16 protein-coding genes are annotated in these 16,127 nt (G+C 62.9%); 8 read left to right on the top strand and 8 right to left on the bottom strand.

Annotated features, from left to right (window positions below):
• From C9427_RS20615 to C9427_RS20595, 5 genes are all read left to right on the top strand, one after another.
• On the top strand, positions 1–716 hold a 716-nt coding region (locus tag C9427_RS20615; RefSeq protein ID WP_280954155.1), incomplete at its 5' end, for a saccharopine dehydrogenase family protein.
• Between the two features lie 114 nt (positions 717–830).
• Positions 831–1,619: an ABC transporter substrate-binding protein gene (locus C9427_RS20610; RefSeq protein WP_107650931.1), complete on the top strand. Its 789-nt coding sequence runs from the start codon at positions 831–833 to the stop codon at positions 1,617–1,619.
• A gap of 97 nt (positions 1,620–1,716) precedes the next feature.
• Positions 1,717–2,394, top strand: coding sequence for an amino acid ABC transporter permease (locus tag C9427_RS20605; RefSeq protein WP_006336996.1), 678 nt, complete (start codon positions 1,717–1,719; stop codon positions 2,392–2,394).
• Complete coding sequence (locus C9427_RS20600) at positions 2,391–3,065, top strand: amino acid ABC transporter permease (RefSeq protein ID WP_107650930.1); 675 nt, start codon at positions 2,391–2,393, stop codon at positions 3,063–3,065. The genes C9427_RS20605 and C9427_RS20600 overlap by 4 nt, the downstream gene beginning before the upstream one ends.
• A 25-nt stretch (positions 3,066–3,090) precedes the next feature.
• Positions 3,091–3,834 (top strand): amino acid ABC transporter ATP-binding protein, encoded by a 744-nt coding sequence (locus C9427_RS20595; RefSeq protein ID WP_107650929.1) that lies wholly within the window; start codon positions 3,091–3,093, stop codon positions 3,832–3,834.
• A 306-nt stretch (positions 3,835–4,140) separates the two neighbouring features.
• On the opposite strand, the gene C9427_RS20590 is transcribed toward C9427_RS20595, so the two are convergent.
• Positions 4,141–5,103, bottom strand: coding sequence for an AraC family transcriptional regulator (locus C9427_RS20590; RefSeq protein ID WP_107650928.1), 963 nt, complete (start codon positions 5,101–5,103; stop codon positions 4,141–4,143).
• A gap of 214 nt (positions 5,104–5,317) precedes the next feature.
• Between C9427_RS20590 and C9427_RS20585 the strand changes: the two genes are divergently transcribed.
• The 3 genes from C9427_RS20585 (at position 5,318) to C9427_RS20575 (ending at position 7,659) form a co-directional block, all read left to right on the top strand.
• Positions 5,318–6,088, top strand: a complete 771-nt coding sequence (locus tag C9427_RS20585) for an alpha/beta fold hydrolase (protein ID WP_107650927.1) — start codon at positions 5,318–5,320, stop codon at positions 6,086–6,088.
• Positions 6,089–6,236: 148 nt separating this feature from the next.
• Complete coding sequence (locus C9427_RS20580; protein ID WP_107650926.1) at positions 6,237–7,097, top strand: alpha/beta fold hydrolase; 861 nt, start codon at positions 6,237–6,239, stop codon at positions 7,095–7,097.
• Positions 7,098–7,164: 67 nt separating this feature from the next.
• A complete protein-coding gene (locus C9427_RS20575; protein ID WP_107650951.1) occupies positions 7,165–7,659 on the top strand; it encodes a DUF302 domain-containing protein in 495 nt (164 codons plus the stop codon).
• Positions 7,660–7,907: 248 nt separating this feature from the next.
• On the opposite strand, the gene C9427_RS20570 is transcribed toward C9427_RS20575, so the two are convergent.
• From C9427_RS20570 to C9427_RS20540, 7 genes are all read right to left on the bottom strand, one after another.
• A complete protein-coding gene (locus C9427_RS20570; RefSeq protein ID WP_107650925.1) occupies positions 7,908–9,683 on the bottom strand; it encodes an SLC13 family permease in 1,776 nt (591 codons plus the stop codon).
• 197 nt (positions 9,684–9,880) lie between these two features.
• Positions 9,881–10,927, bottom strand: a complete 1,047-nt coding sequence (locus C9427_RS20565) for a glutathione synthetase (RefSeq protein ID WP_107650924.1) — start codon at positions 10,925–10,927, stop codon at positions 9,881–9,883.
• Positions 10,928–10,941: 14 nt separating this feature from the next.
• On the bottom strand, positions 10,942–12,807 hold the full coding sequence (locus C9427_RS20560; protein WP_107650923.1) for a flavohemoglobin expression-modulating QEGLA motif protein: 1,866 nt from the start codon (positions 12,805–12,807) through the stop codon (positions 10,942–10,944).
• Positions 12,808–12,815: 8 nt separating this feature from the next.
• Entirely contained in the window at positions 12,816–13,622 is an 807-nt protein-coding gene (locus C9427_RS20555) for an N-formylglutamate amidohydrolase (RefSeq protein ID WP_107650922.1), read from the bottom strand.
• A gap of 108 nt (positions 13,623–13,730) precedes the next feature.
• Positions 13,731–14,132 (bottom strand): GFA family protein, encoded by a 402-nt coding sequence (locus C9427_RS20550; RefSeq protein ID WP_107650921.1) that lies wholly within the window; start codon positions 14,130–14,132, stop codon positions 13,731–13,733.
• Positions 14,133–14,155: 23 nt separating this feature from the next.
• On the bottom strand, positions 14,156–15,214 hold the full coding sequence (locus C9427_RS20545) for a Gfo/Idh/MocA family protein (RefSeq protein ID WP_107650920.1): 1,059 nt from the start codon (positions 15,212–15,214) through the stop codon (positions 14,156–14,158).
• A gap of 78 nt (positions 15,215–15,292) precedes the next feature.
• On the bottom strand, positions 15,293–16,078 hold the full coding sequence (locus C9427_RS20540; RefSeq protein ID WP_107650919.1) for a ThuA domain-containing protein: 786 nt from the start codon (positions 16,076–16,078) through the stop codon (positions 15,293–15,295).
• Positions 16,079–16,127: the final 49 nt, after the last annotated feature.

Below are 16,127 nucleotides of genomic sequence, written 5' to 3'. Positions count from 1 at the left end.
CCTACTGCGGCGGCATCCCCGAGCCGAAGGCGATGGCCAAGCCGCTGTGCTACAAGGTGAGCTGGAACTTCGACATGGTCCTGGTCAGCCAGAACCGCGACAGCGTGCTGATCGAGGACGGCAAGCGGGTCGAGGTGCCGGCCAGCCGTCAGCACGACAACCGCTTCATCCACCAGATCGAGGTCGCCGGGTTGGGCCAATTGGAAGCCTTCCCCAATGGCGATGCGCCGCACTATGTCGAGATGCTTGCCGCCGCCAGGGGGCTGCAGCGCTCAGGCCGCTTTTCGCTGCGCTGGCCGGGATGGTCGGCGTTCTGGGCGCCGCTGAAGGAACTGGGCTTCCTCTCGGAGGACAAGGTGCCCGGCACCGGCTCAAGCCCACGCGAATTTCTCGGCCGCCTGCTCGGCCCGCAACTGCAATATGGCGCCGACGAGAAGGACCTGTGCGTGATGCGCAATGTCTTTGCCGGCACGCTAGGCGGCCGCCGCAAGACGGTGACCTCGGACCTGATCATCGAACGCGACCTCGCTTCCGGCCTGTTCGGCATGAGCCTCGGCGTCGGCTATCCCGCAAGCATCGTCGCGCAGATGCTGGCGCGCGGCGAGATCGCCACGCCCGGCCTGCTCAACCCGTTGCTGCACGTGCCCGACGGCCGCTTCCTCAACGAACTGGCCAGGCGCGGTATACGGGTATCCGAAACGGTCGGCTGGGACTGAGGAGACCGATTTTCGAACGGTGGTTGCCGCCGGCAACGGCGCTGCCGCTCAAAAAGCACCCCCAAATGGGTGAAACAACAAAGTGGAACAACAACGACAAGGAGGAATGCCCAAATGAAGATTGCCAAGCTTTTCATCGCCGGCCTCGCGCTCGCCGGCCTCACCACCGCTGCCAGCGCCGGAACGCTCGACGACATCACCAAGCGCGGCGAACTGCGCGTCGCCGTGCAGACGCAAGGACCGCCCTTCTCGCTGGTTGGCGCGGCCGGCGAACGCACCGGCAGTTCGGTCGAACTCGCCGAACTGATGGCCAAGGAAATGGGCGTCAAGATCACCTTCCTCGATTTCGACTGGGACGGGCTGATCCCGGCGCTGTTGTCGGGCAAGGCCGATCTTCTGGTCGCCGACATGACGCCGACGCTGGCGCGCGGCATGAAGGTCGCCTTCACCAAACCATACATGTATACGGGCAGCACCGTCTTCACCAAGGCTGACAGCAAGTTCAAGACCACCGAGGACTGCAAGGCCAAGGGCACCAAGATTGCCGTGCTGCTCGGCGCCACCGGCGAGAAGGAAGCCAAGAACGCCTTCCCGGACGCCGACATCAAGAGCTACAAGGGCGGCGGCCCGCTGCTGCTCGACGCCGTCAACAACGGCCAGGCCGATTGCGGCGTCAATGACGTCTCGGCGGTCAAGGGCCAGTCGACCGCCTATCCGGCCGGCAGCTTCACCATCATGCCGGACCTGCTGTCGAAGGAGCCGCTGGCCTTCGCCACCCGCTATGACGAGCCGGACCTGCTGGTTTGGATGAACCTGTTCCTCGACCAGGTCAGCATCGACGGCCGCTTGCAGAAGAATCTCGACTACTGGGTCAATTCCGACGCTTGGAAGAAGGATCACTGACAAATAGGAAGTAGGCAGTAGGGAGCATCGAATGGCTGATGGCCATTCCTGAAACCTTCACTACTGCCTACTCACTACCGCCCATTCCCCATTCACCATGCTCGAAAACTTCAGCTTCCGCACCATCGTCGAGTATCTGCCGCTGTTCGGGCAGGGCCTCGTCACGACTGTGTGGTTGTCCCTGATTTCCTTTGCCGGGGCACTCGCCGTCGGCATCGTACTCAGCGCCATGAACCTGCAGCGCGGCTGGCTGTTCCGCGTCCCGGCCAAGGCCTATATCGACGCGGTGCGCGCCACGCCGCTGTTGGCGCAGCTCTATTTCCTCTATTTCGGCCTGCCCCGCCTCGGCTTCGTCCTGCCCGAGCTTGTCGTCGGCATCCTCGCTTTGTCGCTGAACAGCGGCGCCTATGTCGCCGAGATCATCCGCGCCGGCATCCTGTCGATCCCGCGCGGCCAGGTGGAGGCCGGCGTCGCCTCGGGAATGACCTATGTCCAGCGCATGCGGCTGGTCATCCTGCCGCAGGCGTTCAAGGTGACGATCCCGCCGCTGCTCGGCCAGGCGATCGTGCTGGTCAAGGATTCCGCCCTTTTGTCGCTGATCTCGGTCGCCGAACTGACGCGCGCCGGCCAGTTGCTCGCCTCCGACCGCTTCATGCCGGCGGAAGGCTTCATCACCATCGCGGCCTTTTATCTCCTGCTCTACTACTGCCTCAAGGGATTGGCGGCGCTGTCCGGCCGCTGGCTCGGCTTGCAGCCGGCAAGGAGCAGCACATGATCTGGCAGCAAGTGCAAAGCCTCGCCGGCAGCTACCCCCTCGCCTTGCGCGGCCTTGGCATGACCGTGGTGCTGTCGCTGATCAGCCTGGTGCTGGGCACGCTGCTCGGCTTTGGCCTCGGCATATTGCGAACCGGCGGCAACCGGCTGATCAGCGCGGCGATCGGCGCCTGGGTCGACCTCATCCGCGGCACGCCGTTCCTGGTGCAGATCTTCCTGATCTTCTTCATCCTGCCGGAACTCGGCATAGAGCTCGACGCCTTCACCGCCGGCATCATCGCGCTGACCAATCTGGCCGCCTGCTTCATCTGCGAAATCGTCGCCGCCGGCATCCGCTCGGTGCCGACCGGCCAGGTGGAGGCCGCACTTGCGTCCGGCCTGTCGCGCTCGCAGCGCATGCGCCAGGTGGTGCTGCCGCAGGCGATGCGCATCGTGCTGCCGCCGCTGGTCGGGCAATATGTGCTGCTCATCAAGGATTCCTCGGTGGTTTCGGCCATCGGGCTGACCGACCTCACACGCGTCGGCTGGCTGGTGGTGCAGCGTGTGCCGAACGGGCTGCTGGTCTTCTTCCTCGTCGGCCTCGGCTATTTCATCGTCTGCTATCCCTTGATCATGCTGGCGAGACGGCTGGAGCAGCGCATGGGCGCGGCGCATGGCGAGGTGCAGTTGTGACATCGAACCCGAAGGGTCCGGCAATATGACCAAAACCGGAATGATCGATTTTCGCGGCGTCAACAAATGGTTCGGCGCTCTCAATGTGCTCAGGGATATCACGCTCAGCGTCGAGCCGCGCGAAGTGGTCGTCGTCTGCGGCCCGAGCGGCTCGGGCAAGAGCACCTTGATCCGCTGCATCAACGGGCTGGAGACGATCCGCGACGGCGACCTGGTGGTCGACGGCCAGCGCCTCGGCGACCCCGCCACCAACATGACGCGGCTGCGCACCGAGATCGGCTTCGTCTTCCAGTCGTTCAACCTCTATCCGCACAAGACAGCGCTGGAGAACGTCACGCTCGCTCCCATCCATGTGCGCAAGATCCCGCGCGCTGAAGCCGAGCAGGCCGGGCGCGAACTGCTGGCCAAGGTCGGGCTGGCTGACAAGGTCGACGCTTATCCGGCGCAACTGTCAGGCGGCCAGCAGCAGCGCGTGGCGATCGCGCGCTGCCTCGGCATGCGCCCCAAGATCATGCTGTTCGACGAGCCGACCTCGGCGCTCGACCCCGAGATGATCTCGGAAGTGCTCGACGTGATGGTCGCGGTCGCCGAGGAAGGCATGACCATGATGGTGGTGACCCACGAAATGGGCTTCGCCCGCAAGGTCGCGCAGCGCGTCGTGTTCATGGATGCCGGCGCCATCGTCGAGAGCGGCACGCCGGACGAGTTCTTCTCGCATCCCAAGACCGACCGCAGCCGCGCTTTTCTGAGCAAGATTCTGCGGCATTAGGGCAGAGTCAAAATCAACTATCAGGCTGCGGCCGATAGCCAGAGCCGGTCGTCCGAAGGTCCATTGCACGCCAACTGCCGACGCTCGGCGCCAGACAATGAGCGTCTTGTTTTGGGGCCGAAAGCGGACTGCCCACTACTAGACTAGATGGCAGCCTCGCGAAAGCAGTCGTCGCCTGTGATCAAGCCAAAACTCGAAGACAGTTCGAGTCTCTCCCGGTGCGCCATTTGTGAACAAACTGAGCACTCCTGTCGGAGCCGCCCCGCCGCCCGTTGCCACACCTTCCAGATGCCAGCTTGGTTGAGGTCAATCGGCGACTTCTTCTTCCAGAACGCCCCCTTGCCTTAGGCCGCCGTCAGACCGACGAACTGCTCGATAACGGCCAGGCGAGAGGCCATGATGTCGATGGAACAGCTTCGAAAACGCGGCCGGGGTCTCGTAGCCGACACGGGTCGCAATCCGTGCAATCCCCTCGTCGCTTGTTTCGAGCAGAAATGCGGCCTCCGACATCCGGCGTGCGATCAGATAACGGTACATGGACTCGCCAACGAGCTTGGTGAAGCGAGCCGAAAACGCCGAACGACCAAGTCCCACGCTTTGCCCGAGTTCGCCAAGCGTCCAGGGCCGATCCGGTCGTTCGTGGATCAACTGAAGGGCCGGCCCTATGTGCGGGTCCGCCATCGCCCCCAGCCAACCGCCTTCCCCGGGGCCGAGCGACTTGATCCAGCTTCGCAACACCTCGACGAAGAGCACTTCAGTCAGACGTGAGAGCGCGACGCCTTGTCCGGGACGCTCGAACGCTGCCTCGCTCACCATGCGTTGCAGAATCGCCTCGAGCCATCCTCCGTCTTCCGCCGGCTTCAGGAGAAGCAGGGGCGGAAGCAATTCCAAAACGCTACCGCGCGAGGGTCGTGCCACAGTGAAATTACCACAGATCATCGTCGCGAGCGGCTGCTCGCCGCCTCCATGACGAACGAGGCCAAGACGACCGGCTAATCGATCGATGTCGACAACCTGTACCGGCTCCGTCTGGCTATCCGAATAGATCACATGGGGCTCGCCACGCGTGACGACAACAAAGTCGCCCTCGGTCATGTGGAGCTCTCGTCCCTGTTCGAGCGCGAGGGTAGCCGAACCACGGCTGAGATAGTGGAACAGGGCGTAGGGGCGCTTTGGCAACGCGAGATTCCAGGGATGGCCGAGCTCGAAGTGGAACAGCAAGGTTCCGCCAAGGCGAACGCGATCGAGCACTTCAGCGAGGATGTCCATCCTCCGATGTTAATACGACGGACGGTAAGACACAATATTCGGACGATTGATGCCTAACGTCCGAATACTCCATGTACTACCTCATCTCAAGTCGAGCCAACAGGTCGGGCGGCAAACCATTGCGCAAACGGCAGATGGGAGAACAGCGACTTTTGCCGACACACCTGCCTTATCCCCGGACTCGCGTCGTCCGTCATCTCAACAGGAGCAATCAATGCGATATCTTCTACTCTCAGTAGCCACCGTCCTCATGGCCGGAGCAACAGTTGCCGCCCCCGCCCAATCAGCTCAACTGCCCAAGGGGGCGGCTCACAATATCGTGCTCGTCCATGGCGCTTTCGTCGACCAGACGAGCTGGAAGCCGGTTGCCGATATCCTCACGAAGAAGGGCTACAACGTAACGCTCGTCGAAAACCCGCTCACCTCCCTCGCAGCGGACGTCGATGCCACCAAACAGGCGCTCGCGAAACAGAACGGCAAGACCGTCCTCGTTGGCCACTCCTGGGGCGGTGTGGTCATCACGCAGGCAGGTGACGATCCGAACGTCTCGGCGCTCGTCTACGTCTCTGCATTCGCGCCCGAAGTGGGAGAATCTCTGGCGAGCTTAGCCAAGAGCGGTCCGGCAACCGAAGGCGCAGCGGCGATTCATCCCGACGAAAAGGGCAACCTCTACATCGATCCCAAAGTGTTTCCTTCAGCAGTTGCGGCTGACCTTCCTCCGGAGATCGCCGAATCCTTGGCAAACCATCAGCTCCCGTTAAACCACACGGCGTTCGAGGCTCCCGTCGACAAGGCAGCTTGGCACGACAAGCCGACGTTCTATGTGATCAGCACGAAGGACAAGGTCATAGCGCCAGAGGTCCAGAAGATCTTCGCCAACAGGATGAAGGCACAGACGACTGAGGTCGCCGGCAGCCATGCCTCCCTGGTCGTCCACGCCAAGGAAGTCGCCGCGGTGATTGAAAAGGCCGCACTCGTAAAGTGACGATACCGCTCCCGGCACTTTCGTGCCGGGAGCACCGCGCGTGCTCGGCGGACTACGGAATGCCTTGGACCGCCAGCGGCTCAGACGTAGCCAAACCGCACCAGCTACTCTCACTCAATTATTTTATGCCAAGCATCCGGAGGATGACATGACTGAGTTCGACACCGCGAGCCAAGACGATGCCACGCTAGAAACGGCGCCCACCCGTTACATCGAAGGTAGCGGAATCCGCTTTGCCTATCGCCGCCTCGGCCCATCGATCGGAACGCCGCTGGTTCTCCTGCAGCATTTTTCGGGCAACATCGATGCATGGGATCCCGCCGTCGTCAATGTCCTGGCCGCCGATCGCCCGGTGATCGCTTTTGACAACGCCGGGGTCGGCCGCTCGACAGGACAAACGCCGGACAGTATCGAGGCGATGGCCCGAGACGCGGTCGCCTTTATCAACCTGCTCGGCCTCTCCCAAGTCGACCTGCTGGGCTTTTCCCTCGGCGGCTGCATCGCGCAGCAGATCGCCGCCGAGCACGGAACGCTGGTCCGCAAGCTCATCCTCGTCGGCACCGCTGCGAAGGGCGGAGAGGAACACCTATTGGCGGTTCTGCAGGACGCGTTTTCCCAAACCGAGGCGCCGGACCCCCGCCTGCCGCTGTTCTTCACGAAGTCGTCCGCCAGCCAGTCGGCCGGCCGAGCGTTTCTGAAGCGGGCGAAGGTGCGTGAGGAAGATCGGGATACCGATAACGGCGGTGCGGTGACCGATCCGCAGGCCAAGGCGCTTATTACCTGGTGCGCCACTCCTGATCCCGAGCACGCCACTCTGCGCGCCATCCACCAGCCCGCCCTTGTGGTCAGCGGCAGCCACGACACCATGCTGCCGGCGGACAACGCCTACGCAATGTTCAAGGCTCTAAGCAACGCCCAGCTCGTCCTCTATCCCGATTCCGGCCACGGCGCCCTGTTTCAGTACCACGAATTGTTTGCCAGCCACGTCCGGACTTTCCTGGAAGCTTAACCGGCGTTGCCTAATCCTGGCGCAATCGGCCGCGCCTTTATTCATGAAAGCTGTTGCGGAGAGAGAAATGACAATCGCCAAGGTCGAGGTTGAGCGTTTCAGCCTGACGTGTTCCAAATCATTCGACGCCGTTGTGGCCGCGCTCAAGTCAGCGGTCGAGCAACCTGACATGGTCGAGTTTTTCAAGGCGACGGGGGCTGCAAATTCCTTCTCGGATTTGGAGCGCGTTGTGCAAAGCAACCTCGGCCGCACAGGTCTCATGCTCTTCGCGGAATTCGACTTAGGCGCCATTCTGCGCCGCGAAACTGGAACCGAGACTCCCAAGAGCATGCGGTTTCTGGTGGGCAATCCACTCATTATGAAAGAAATGGTCAAGCACGTTCCCGATGCAGGATCTTACGCCCCAGTCACAGTCCTTCTTGATCAACGTCCCGATGGCGTGCATGTCTCCTATGACAAAATGGAGAGCTATCTGCTCTCCTATGGTAGTTTGGAGGCTCTTGCTGTCGCCCGCACTCTTGATGCGAAAATCACAACCTTGCTATGCGAATGCGCAAGCTAAACTCTTCTGATGACGCTCCAGACGGATGGAAGTGAGAGCCCCTACCGAATACGCATGATGCGGCAGCGACGGCTTTGAGGAAAGCGGTCGCCGAAGCGATTGTGGGCTCGGCATCCGCGAATACCTGATCCCGCACGAGGAGTTGATCACTCAAGGGTGATCACGGGTCATTCAGCGGTGATGCTGTCCGGCTTTCGGTGCTCATGAATCTCACTAACACCGAAGGGCAAATCAATCGCATTCGTGTGCTACCGCAATGGCCAGACCAGCATCAGCATCGGAACGGCGACCAGGATGACCAGGATCGACAGCGGCAGGCCGAGCCGCGGATAGTCGCTGAAACGGTAGCCGCCGGGGCCCATGACCAGCGTGTTGCACTGGTGGCCGATCGGAGTGAGGAAATCGCAGCCGGCACCGATCGCCACCGCCATCAGGAAAGCTTCAGGCCGATAGCCCAGCGTTGCGGCGAAGCTGGCGGCGATCGGCGCGACGACCAGAACGGTCGCCGCGTTGTTGAGGAACGGCGTCACGGCCATGGCGACGACCAGGATCAGCGCCAGCGCTCCGGCCGGCGGCAACGCGGCGCCGATTTCGGCGAGCCACATGGCGATGACGTCGGTCGCACCGCTGCGGCGCAGCGAATTCGAGACCGGGATCAGCGTGGCGAGCATGACCAGGATCGGCCCGTCGATGGCGCTGTAGATATCGCGTGCCGGAATGACGCGGAACAGCACCATGGCGACGGCGGCGGTGAAGAAGGCGATCGGCACCGGCAGCAGGTCGCCGGCAGTGGAGCCCATCGCCGCCGCCAGGATGAGGACCGGGACGATGCCGTGCCGCACGCTGCCGAGCAGGATCGGGCGCTCGGCGAGCGGCAGCGCGCCGAGTTCGCGCAGAATGTCCGGCAAACGTAGCGGATTGCCTTGCAGCACGACCACGTCGCCCATCCGCAGCGTCACTGCGCCAAGGCGTTCGCTGATGCGCTCGCCTTTGCGGCTGACGGCCAGCAGATTGACGTTGAAACGGTCGTAGAGCGCCAGCTGTTGCGCGGACCAGCCGATGAGCGGCGAATGTTCGCCCACGACGGCTTCGATGGCGGTGGACGATTCGTTGCCGCCTCCCCCGGCCGCCTCACGGCTGCCGGTGACGCTGAGCTTCGCCTGGGCGACGACGCGGTCGAGCGCCTCCGGCCGGCCTTCGACCAGCATGATGTCACCCTCGCGCAGGACTGCGTCGGGCAGCGGCATGATACGCTGAGCGCGAGCGCGCAGGATCGACGTGACCACCACCTCTCCTCGGGCATATTTCAGGAGGTCGGCCACGCTCTTGCCGTTGACCACCGAGTCGGCAACGACGCGCGCCTCGGTGACATAGCTGTGGCTGTCGAGTGCCTCGTGGATGGAACTGGACTCGCGGGTTCGCACCGGCACCAGCCAGTAGAACAGCGCCAGGAAGACGATACCAGCCGCCGCCAATGCCGCACCGACCGGAGTAAAGTCGAACATGGTGAAGGCGGTGCCCGTGATTTCCTCGCGGATGCGCGAGACGACGATGTTGGGCGAAGTGCCGATCTGCGTCATCAGCCCGCCGAGCAGCGAGCCGAACGCCATCGGCATCAGGAACACCGAGGGCGAGGTCTTGGACCTGCGGGCGAACTGGAAGGCGATCGGGATCATGATCGCCAGCGCGCCGATATTCTTGATGAAGGCCGACAGTATGGTCACGACCGCGACCAGCAAGACGAGCTGGGCCCGGACACCCGTCACGTTTGGTGCGCAGCGCTGGAGGGCGAATTCCATGATGCCGGAGCGCGCGACGCCAGCGCTGACCAGCAGCGCGCTGCCGACGATGATGACGATGTCATCGCTGAAGCCGGAAAACGCCTCGTCATATGGGACGACCCCGGTGGCGAGCGCGGCGATCAGCGCGCCGCATGCAACGAGATCATAGCGGAAGCGGCCCCAGACGAACGCCGCCATCATGAGCGCTATGATGGCAAAGGCGAGAACCTGATTGATCAGCATCGACCGGACGTTCCCTCACTGCGGCTCAGCCTGTCAACACCGCCTGAAGCGGTTGGTTGCAAGTGGAAAGCGCGAGGACGGATGACTTGCGCCGCCCCGCGCTACTTCAGTCACTGACCGGCGTCCGTGATCTCGGCGGGCTGCTGGCGGGATATCCCGGTCGAATGAGCGAAGGCTCGCGTCCTGCCCGCGTGCCCTCACAGCGTCGCCAGCCGGGAATTTGTCATGGTCTTCCCATAGGCTTGCCGCAGCATCCGCTTCTCTTCCAGCGCCACGATGACATTTGTAGAAAAGTCCGTTTTGTACATCGCGGCGAGCCGTCCCAGCCCGCCTGGTGTGAACACGTTGATCTCCAGAAGTTTGTCGCCGACGATGTCGAGCCCAACCAGAAACATGCCGTCGCCGATCAATTTGGGCCGCACCATCTCGGCAATGCCCAACATCGTGTCTGTCACCTTGACCTTGCGGGCTGTTCCGGCGGCATGGATATTGGACCGGACGTCGCCCTTGGCTGGAACCCGGCGAAAGGCTGCATAACTGCCGTCGCGCGCCAGCGGCAGGCCGTTCATCAGGAAAAGACGCACGTCACCAGCCTTGGCCTCTGGAAGGTAGGCCTGCGCGATGAGATAGCCGGCGCCGCTGGCCGCTTCGAAAATCTGGTTGAGGTTGGAATCAGTAGGCTTTGCAATATGGAAGACGTTCTTGCCACCCGACCCTTGCAGTGGTTTGACGATGCAGCCCTTCGAGTTTTTGTCGATGAAGGCGCGGATCTCGGTGATGCTGCGCGATATCAGGGTCGCCGGCCTGACCGCCTCGGGAAAGGACTGAAGATAGAGCTTGCTCTGCGCCTGCCCCAAGCCGTCCGGATCGTTGACGACAATTGCGCCGCGTTCCGCTGCGAGCCGCCCGAACATAATGCCTGCGTTGGCGGCCCATGGTCGATCGGTGGCGTCCAGCGACGGGTCGTTGCGCAGAAAGACAATGTCGATATCGCTGATCGCGAAGGTCTTTTTCTGCTTCGCGGCGTCCTTCAGGGCGGCATGCAGCCTGTCGGATGTCTTGTAGGGAGCGTCCGGCAGAACCGCGACGCTGACAGCTAGACTGTCGTCCGGCCGCAATATGAAGTCGCCAGGTTCAACATAGACAACGGAATGGCCGCGCTGGACCGCAGCCAACGCCAACGCTGTCGTCGTGTAGGCAGGCGTCTCGCTCTCAATGGAATTGACAAAGAACGCAATGCGCATCGAGGAGACTCCGCTCAGGCTTCAACCATATCGATCGGATCGATTCCCGCCATCGCTTTCTTGAGGCGCGGACGCGCCGCATCGGAAGAGAGAAACGCAGGTTCGAGGCGGGGCGCCCGCAGCAAGCCGCGCGCGTTGAGTTCCTGGATCGCTCCGAAATGCGCGGCGGATATCTTGCCGATCCAGAACGGCGTGAGGCTGCCACCGTGCCTCAGGTGATCGAGGACCTGCACAATGCCGCGCAGATAGATGGCGTCTTTTGCCAGGCCCCCGCCTCGATAGACACGCAGCACAACGTTGAAGGCGCTGCGCTCGTCGAGACCGAAATCCCTGTGGAGAATACCGAAGGTTTCCTCGAATGTCGCGCCGTTGAGCATCGCCTGACAGGCGACGACCCTGGCCGCGATCAGCCTCAGCCGCGCCGCGGTCATGCCGCCGACCAGATATTCCGCCAGGACGGCCAGTCCCTCCTGCATGCCCTCATAGCCGGCGAGCCCGTTGCGGAAAATGGCGAGCCCCTGCGCATCGCCGTTGAAGTAGGTCAGCAGGTGGACACCGATCTCGTGGCTAAGCAGCGCGGTAAGACGCTCCGGTGGCAGGTTGGTATCGCGCGAAACCAGCAGCCGGTTTCGCGAAACCAGGAGGCCGGCCGGCAGGTCGCCGCGGATCTCCACCGAAGCATCGAAGTCGGGATAGGCTGCCCGATAGCCGGCGATCATGTCTCGCGCGGCCGCGGCGACAGCGTCGGCGCCCAGGCCCTCTTGCCGGGCCGCCGCAACGCCAGGCGCCTTTTCGAGAATGGCGCGTGCGCGCGCCGCCAGCCCCGGCTCGACGCTGCCATAGAGTGCGCGTCCGAGTTCGGCGAAGCCGGGCGTTTCGCGTGCCGCGAGCATCGACAGCTGGAGATCGAGTTCCTGCCGCTTTTCGGAGAGCAGCCTGGTCAGCAGCGGATCCTCCAGATGGTCGAGCGAGACCGAATAGAGCTTCCGTTTCTGGGCGGCGACCTCAAACTCGAGCGGCCTGTAGAGCAGTGTCGGCACACGCTCGAAGGCGCCTGCCTGGAATTCCAGCCAGGCTGGTTCGGCATTGATCGGTGTGACGGCAAGCAGAAAATCGAACGTCGACGCGACCTCGTCGATCGCCCGGTCGGCGCGCACGACCGCATCGATATAGACCCGGCGCCCTAGGGAACGATGGGTCGCCGGCGGTTCCAGCCTTGATGCCTTCAGGAAGGCGCTGACGGCCTGAAGCGCGGAATCGACCATGTTGGCGACGACGAGGTCGCGCAGTTCAGGATAGACGCGGTTGGTGCCCGGCGCCCTGTAGATCGGCGCGAAACGTACCGTCAGGCACGCCGCATCACCGGGATCATCCCAGAGCCGCGCTTCGGCGCGTGTCGTGGGGTTGAGTTCGTCCACGCGGGGCGTGCGGTATTTTGCTTCGCGTGCGGACGCAGCCGCGGCGAAGCGCTTGAGAGCCTCCTTCTCCGCCGCCGTGTCGCCGCAGGCCAGCGCAATCTCGAAAGGCGGCAGGAACGGCACATCCTCGGTCAGGAACCGGTCTTCGGCCAGTTCGCCGATGTCCAGCATGAGGAATGCGCCGCAGTGATCGCGCATCCTTCGCGCCACCAGCCGCGCGACCTCGCCGGCGAGGCCAATGTCGGCCGCGATCAGATAGGAGGCGTTGGCGGAGACGGCATGGAGAGCCGCATCCTGATGCGACCCGACATGGACACACAGAAACGGCAGCGGCCGATCCATGTGCAAACGGTTGCCATTGCCGAAGTCGCGGCGGATTGGCTTGCCGTCCCGCAAAAGCGCGTCCAGGTCCGCTTCGATTTGCGCCAATGGAAGTGCGGGCTCGACGAGCTTGGGCTTCATCGCATGGCTCACAGCGCCGACTCCAGAACGGGCACCGTGGAGGCCAGCATGGCGCGCAGCTGCTCGATTGCCGCCCAGTCGGGCTCGCCGCTCCATTCGTCCATGAATATCTTCTTGAACTCAACCGCGATGGCGCAGCCGTTTTCGGGAAAATTGGCATGGACGAAACGGGTCTGTTCGCCCTTGCCCTGGAAGGACACATTCTCGCGCACGTCGATCGGCTCGCCATTGAGCTGGTGGCCGCGAAGCGCCTCGATGAAGGCGTCTACAACCGGTGCCCAGCGTTCACGGTCCATGGAGGACGTACCAATGTTGATGTCGGGCGCGGCGTCGCGAGATGTAGGCATGGCCTCCGGTCCGCCGCGCCGGTGATTATAGCTGTGGACGTCGATAAGCACGAACCTGCCATGGCGCTTCTCGATACCGGCAAGGACACGGTTCAGCTCACTATAGAAGGTCTCGTGAAAGGCGAGAGACTCCTTGACGATGTCCTCGGCCGGCTGCTCTCGCCAGACTTTCAGACCCCAGGACTGGTCCGGCGACAGGTAGACCGCGGCGTCGCGCGCGCGGTTCAGGTCCACCTGGAAGCGTGACCGATGAACGATGATCTGGGTGGGAAAATCGGCGATGAAGCGTTCGGTGAACGGGTCCTCTTCCCGACGCCGGTCGGGGTCGGAAAGACACATGAGCGATCGACAAGCCCTGCCAACCTCGGTGCCGCTGTGGATAGCTGTACCGACTATGGGCGACTCTCCGAGCTTGATCGTCCAGCCCGCCAGTGGCCCGCCCGGATCATTGTCGGAAGTCTTGTTCATGCTTCATCCAAATGCGCGGAGAGTGCGGACGGTTCCGCTTGGGTCGAATTTGGTCATTCCGCATGATTGGATTTTGACCCTAACGTCGGCCGGATCTGGCCAACGTTTTCACCCGAACGTCGCCAGAGGCTCGGCGCGGACCTCGACCCACTGGCAGCGCCGGCTGTCGTGATAGAAGGACTGGAAGGGCTGCGGGAATGAAGGAACGGCGAAGGCGCCCACCGGGATGGCGATCAGGCCGGGCTGCGTGTCGATCCGGTAATGGACGCTGGTGCCGCAATCCGGGCAGAAGCTATAGGTGACGCGGCCGCCCTCCTCGCCAATGCGTATGAACTCGGCCGATCGTCCCTCGATCGACACCTTGTCCTCGGGAAACCGGGCATTGAAGCTGAACGCGCTACCGGTGCGCCGCTTGCAGGCCAGGCAATGGCATACCGAAACCCGAACCGGCTCACCCGAACAAATTGCGGAAAGCTGACCGCAGGAACATTCGGCGCGGCGCGTGACCATGGCTGGCTCCTCCTCGAATGATCTCACTGCGTGTCGGCGTGTGCCCTGAGCTCCGCCCGTTTTTCGTCCGAGACGACGGCAAGATCCAGCACCTTCTGCAGCTCGGCCGCGTGCCGAAACGACGGCTCGGCCTGCACGCCGCTCAGCACCGCATCGACAAAGCGCTGGTAATTGGTCGGCACCGTTCCGGCATCGAGGGCCTGCCATTTGGCGTTCTCGATGTCCTCGCCCAGGCACGCTTTCAGCTCCGAGCCGTTCAGATTGTGCACGACTTCGATGCCGCCCTTGTCGCCATAGATGCGCAGCCTGAGTTCGTTGAGATGGCCGGTCGCCCAGCGGCTGGCGTGCACCATGCCGAACGCGCCGTTGGAGAAATCCAGCGCCATGGCGAAACTGTCATTGGCGTCGAGTTCGTATTCGCCGATCCGGTTGCCCGGCGCCTTGTCGAAGGTTCTCAGCCGGCAGAACACATGATCGATGTCGAGCGCCGCGCCATAGCTGGCGAAATCGAGGATGTGGATGCCGACATCGCCCAGCACGCCATTGGAGCCGTGGCCGCGCGACAGGCGCCACAGCCATTTCGGTTCGGTGCGCCAGTCGCCCCAGAATTTCGACACCAGCCAGCTCTGCAGATAGGACGCCTCGACATGCCGGACCTGGCCGATCTCGCCGGCCAGCACCATGGCGCGCGCCTTCTGCAGTGCCGCCACATTGCGATAGGTCAGGTTCACCATGTTGATGATGCCGGCCCGCTCGGCGGCATCGGCCATCTCGCTGGCCTTCTCGAAGTTTTCCGCCAGCGGCTTTTCGCACAGCACCGGCTTGCCCGCCGCGACCAGCATCATCGTGGTCGGATGGTGGATGCGATCCGGCGTCACGTTTGCAGCGGCATCGAACTCTCCCCATGCCAGCGCTTCCTCCAGTGAGGTGAACCGGTTGGGGATGCCGTGGCTGTCGGAAAACTCATCAACGCGTTTAAGGTCGACATCGACGGCGCCGACCAGTTCGACGCCATCGATCTTGCCGAACTGCCGGGCATGCTCCTGCGCCATCCAGCCGGTCCCGAGTATCAAAAGCCGCATGATTCTTATCCTTAGGATAGGGCTCTAACTTCTTTGTTTGACCATCGATTTTTCCGAATCGGGGTTCGGGATCACGGTCTAGCGAAAGCCGGCTTCGCCGGCCGCATGGAGCTTGCCGCCGCGTTCGACGATCGGCTCGAGCGCCTTTTCGACCGGCACGTTCGGCGCATCGAGGACGGCCGCATTTGCGCCTTGCGGGTTGTGCGCCCATTTCACCGCGTTGCGCAGCACCTTCTGCACTGTGGCGTCATGATAGGTCGGATAAGTCTCGTGCCCCGGCCTGAAATAGAAGACGTTGCCGGCGCCCCGGCGGTAGGTCAGCCCCGACCGGAACACTTCGCCGCCCTGGAACCAGGAGATGAAGACCGTCTCCAGCGGCTCCGGAACAGCGAACTGCTCGCCATACATTTCTTCGTTTTCGAGTTCGAAATACTCACCGATCCCGGCAGCGATTGGATGGCTGGGGCTGGTCACCCAGAGCCGCTCGCGCTCGCCGGCCTCGCGCCATTTCAGCGTGCACGGCGTGCCCATCAGCCTTTTGAATATCTTCGAGAAATGGCCGGAATGGAGGATGATCAGCCCCATGCCTTCGAAGACGCGGCGCGCCACACGCTCGACGATTTCATCGGCGACCGCGCCATGGTCCTTGTGTCCCCACCACACCAGAACATCGGTTTCGGCCAGACGGCTCGCTGGCAGGCCATGCTCCGGCTGCTCCAGCGTCGCGGTCGAGGCGGAGATCGCCATGTCGGAATTCAGCGCCTTGGCGATCGTCGCGTGCATGCCCTCGGGGTAAATGCCCGCGACCACCTCATTGGTCCGCTCATGGATATTCTCGCCCCAGACGACAGCGCGTATTGTCATGACATCCTCTTGGTGAACCGGAGCCGACCCGCCCCGGCCAGTCATAGTC

This window comes from Mesorhizobium helmanticense, assembly GCF_003034915.1.
GTDB classification, from domain to species: Bacteria; Pseudomonadota; Alphaproteobacteria; order Rhizobiales; family Rhizobiaceae; genus Mesorhizobium; species Mesorhizobium helmanticense.
Note: the sequence above shows the minus strand (reverse complement) of the source record. Positions and strands in the feature narration are given on the sequence as shown.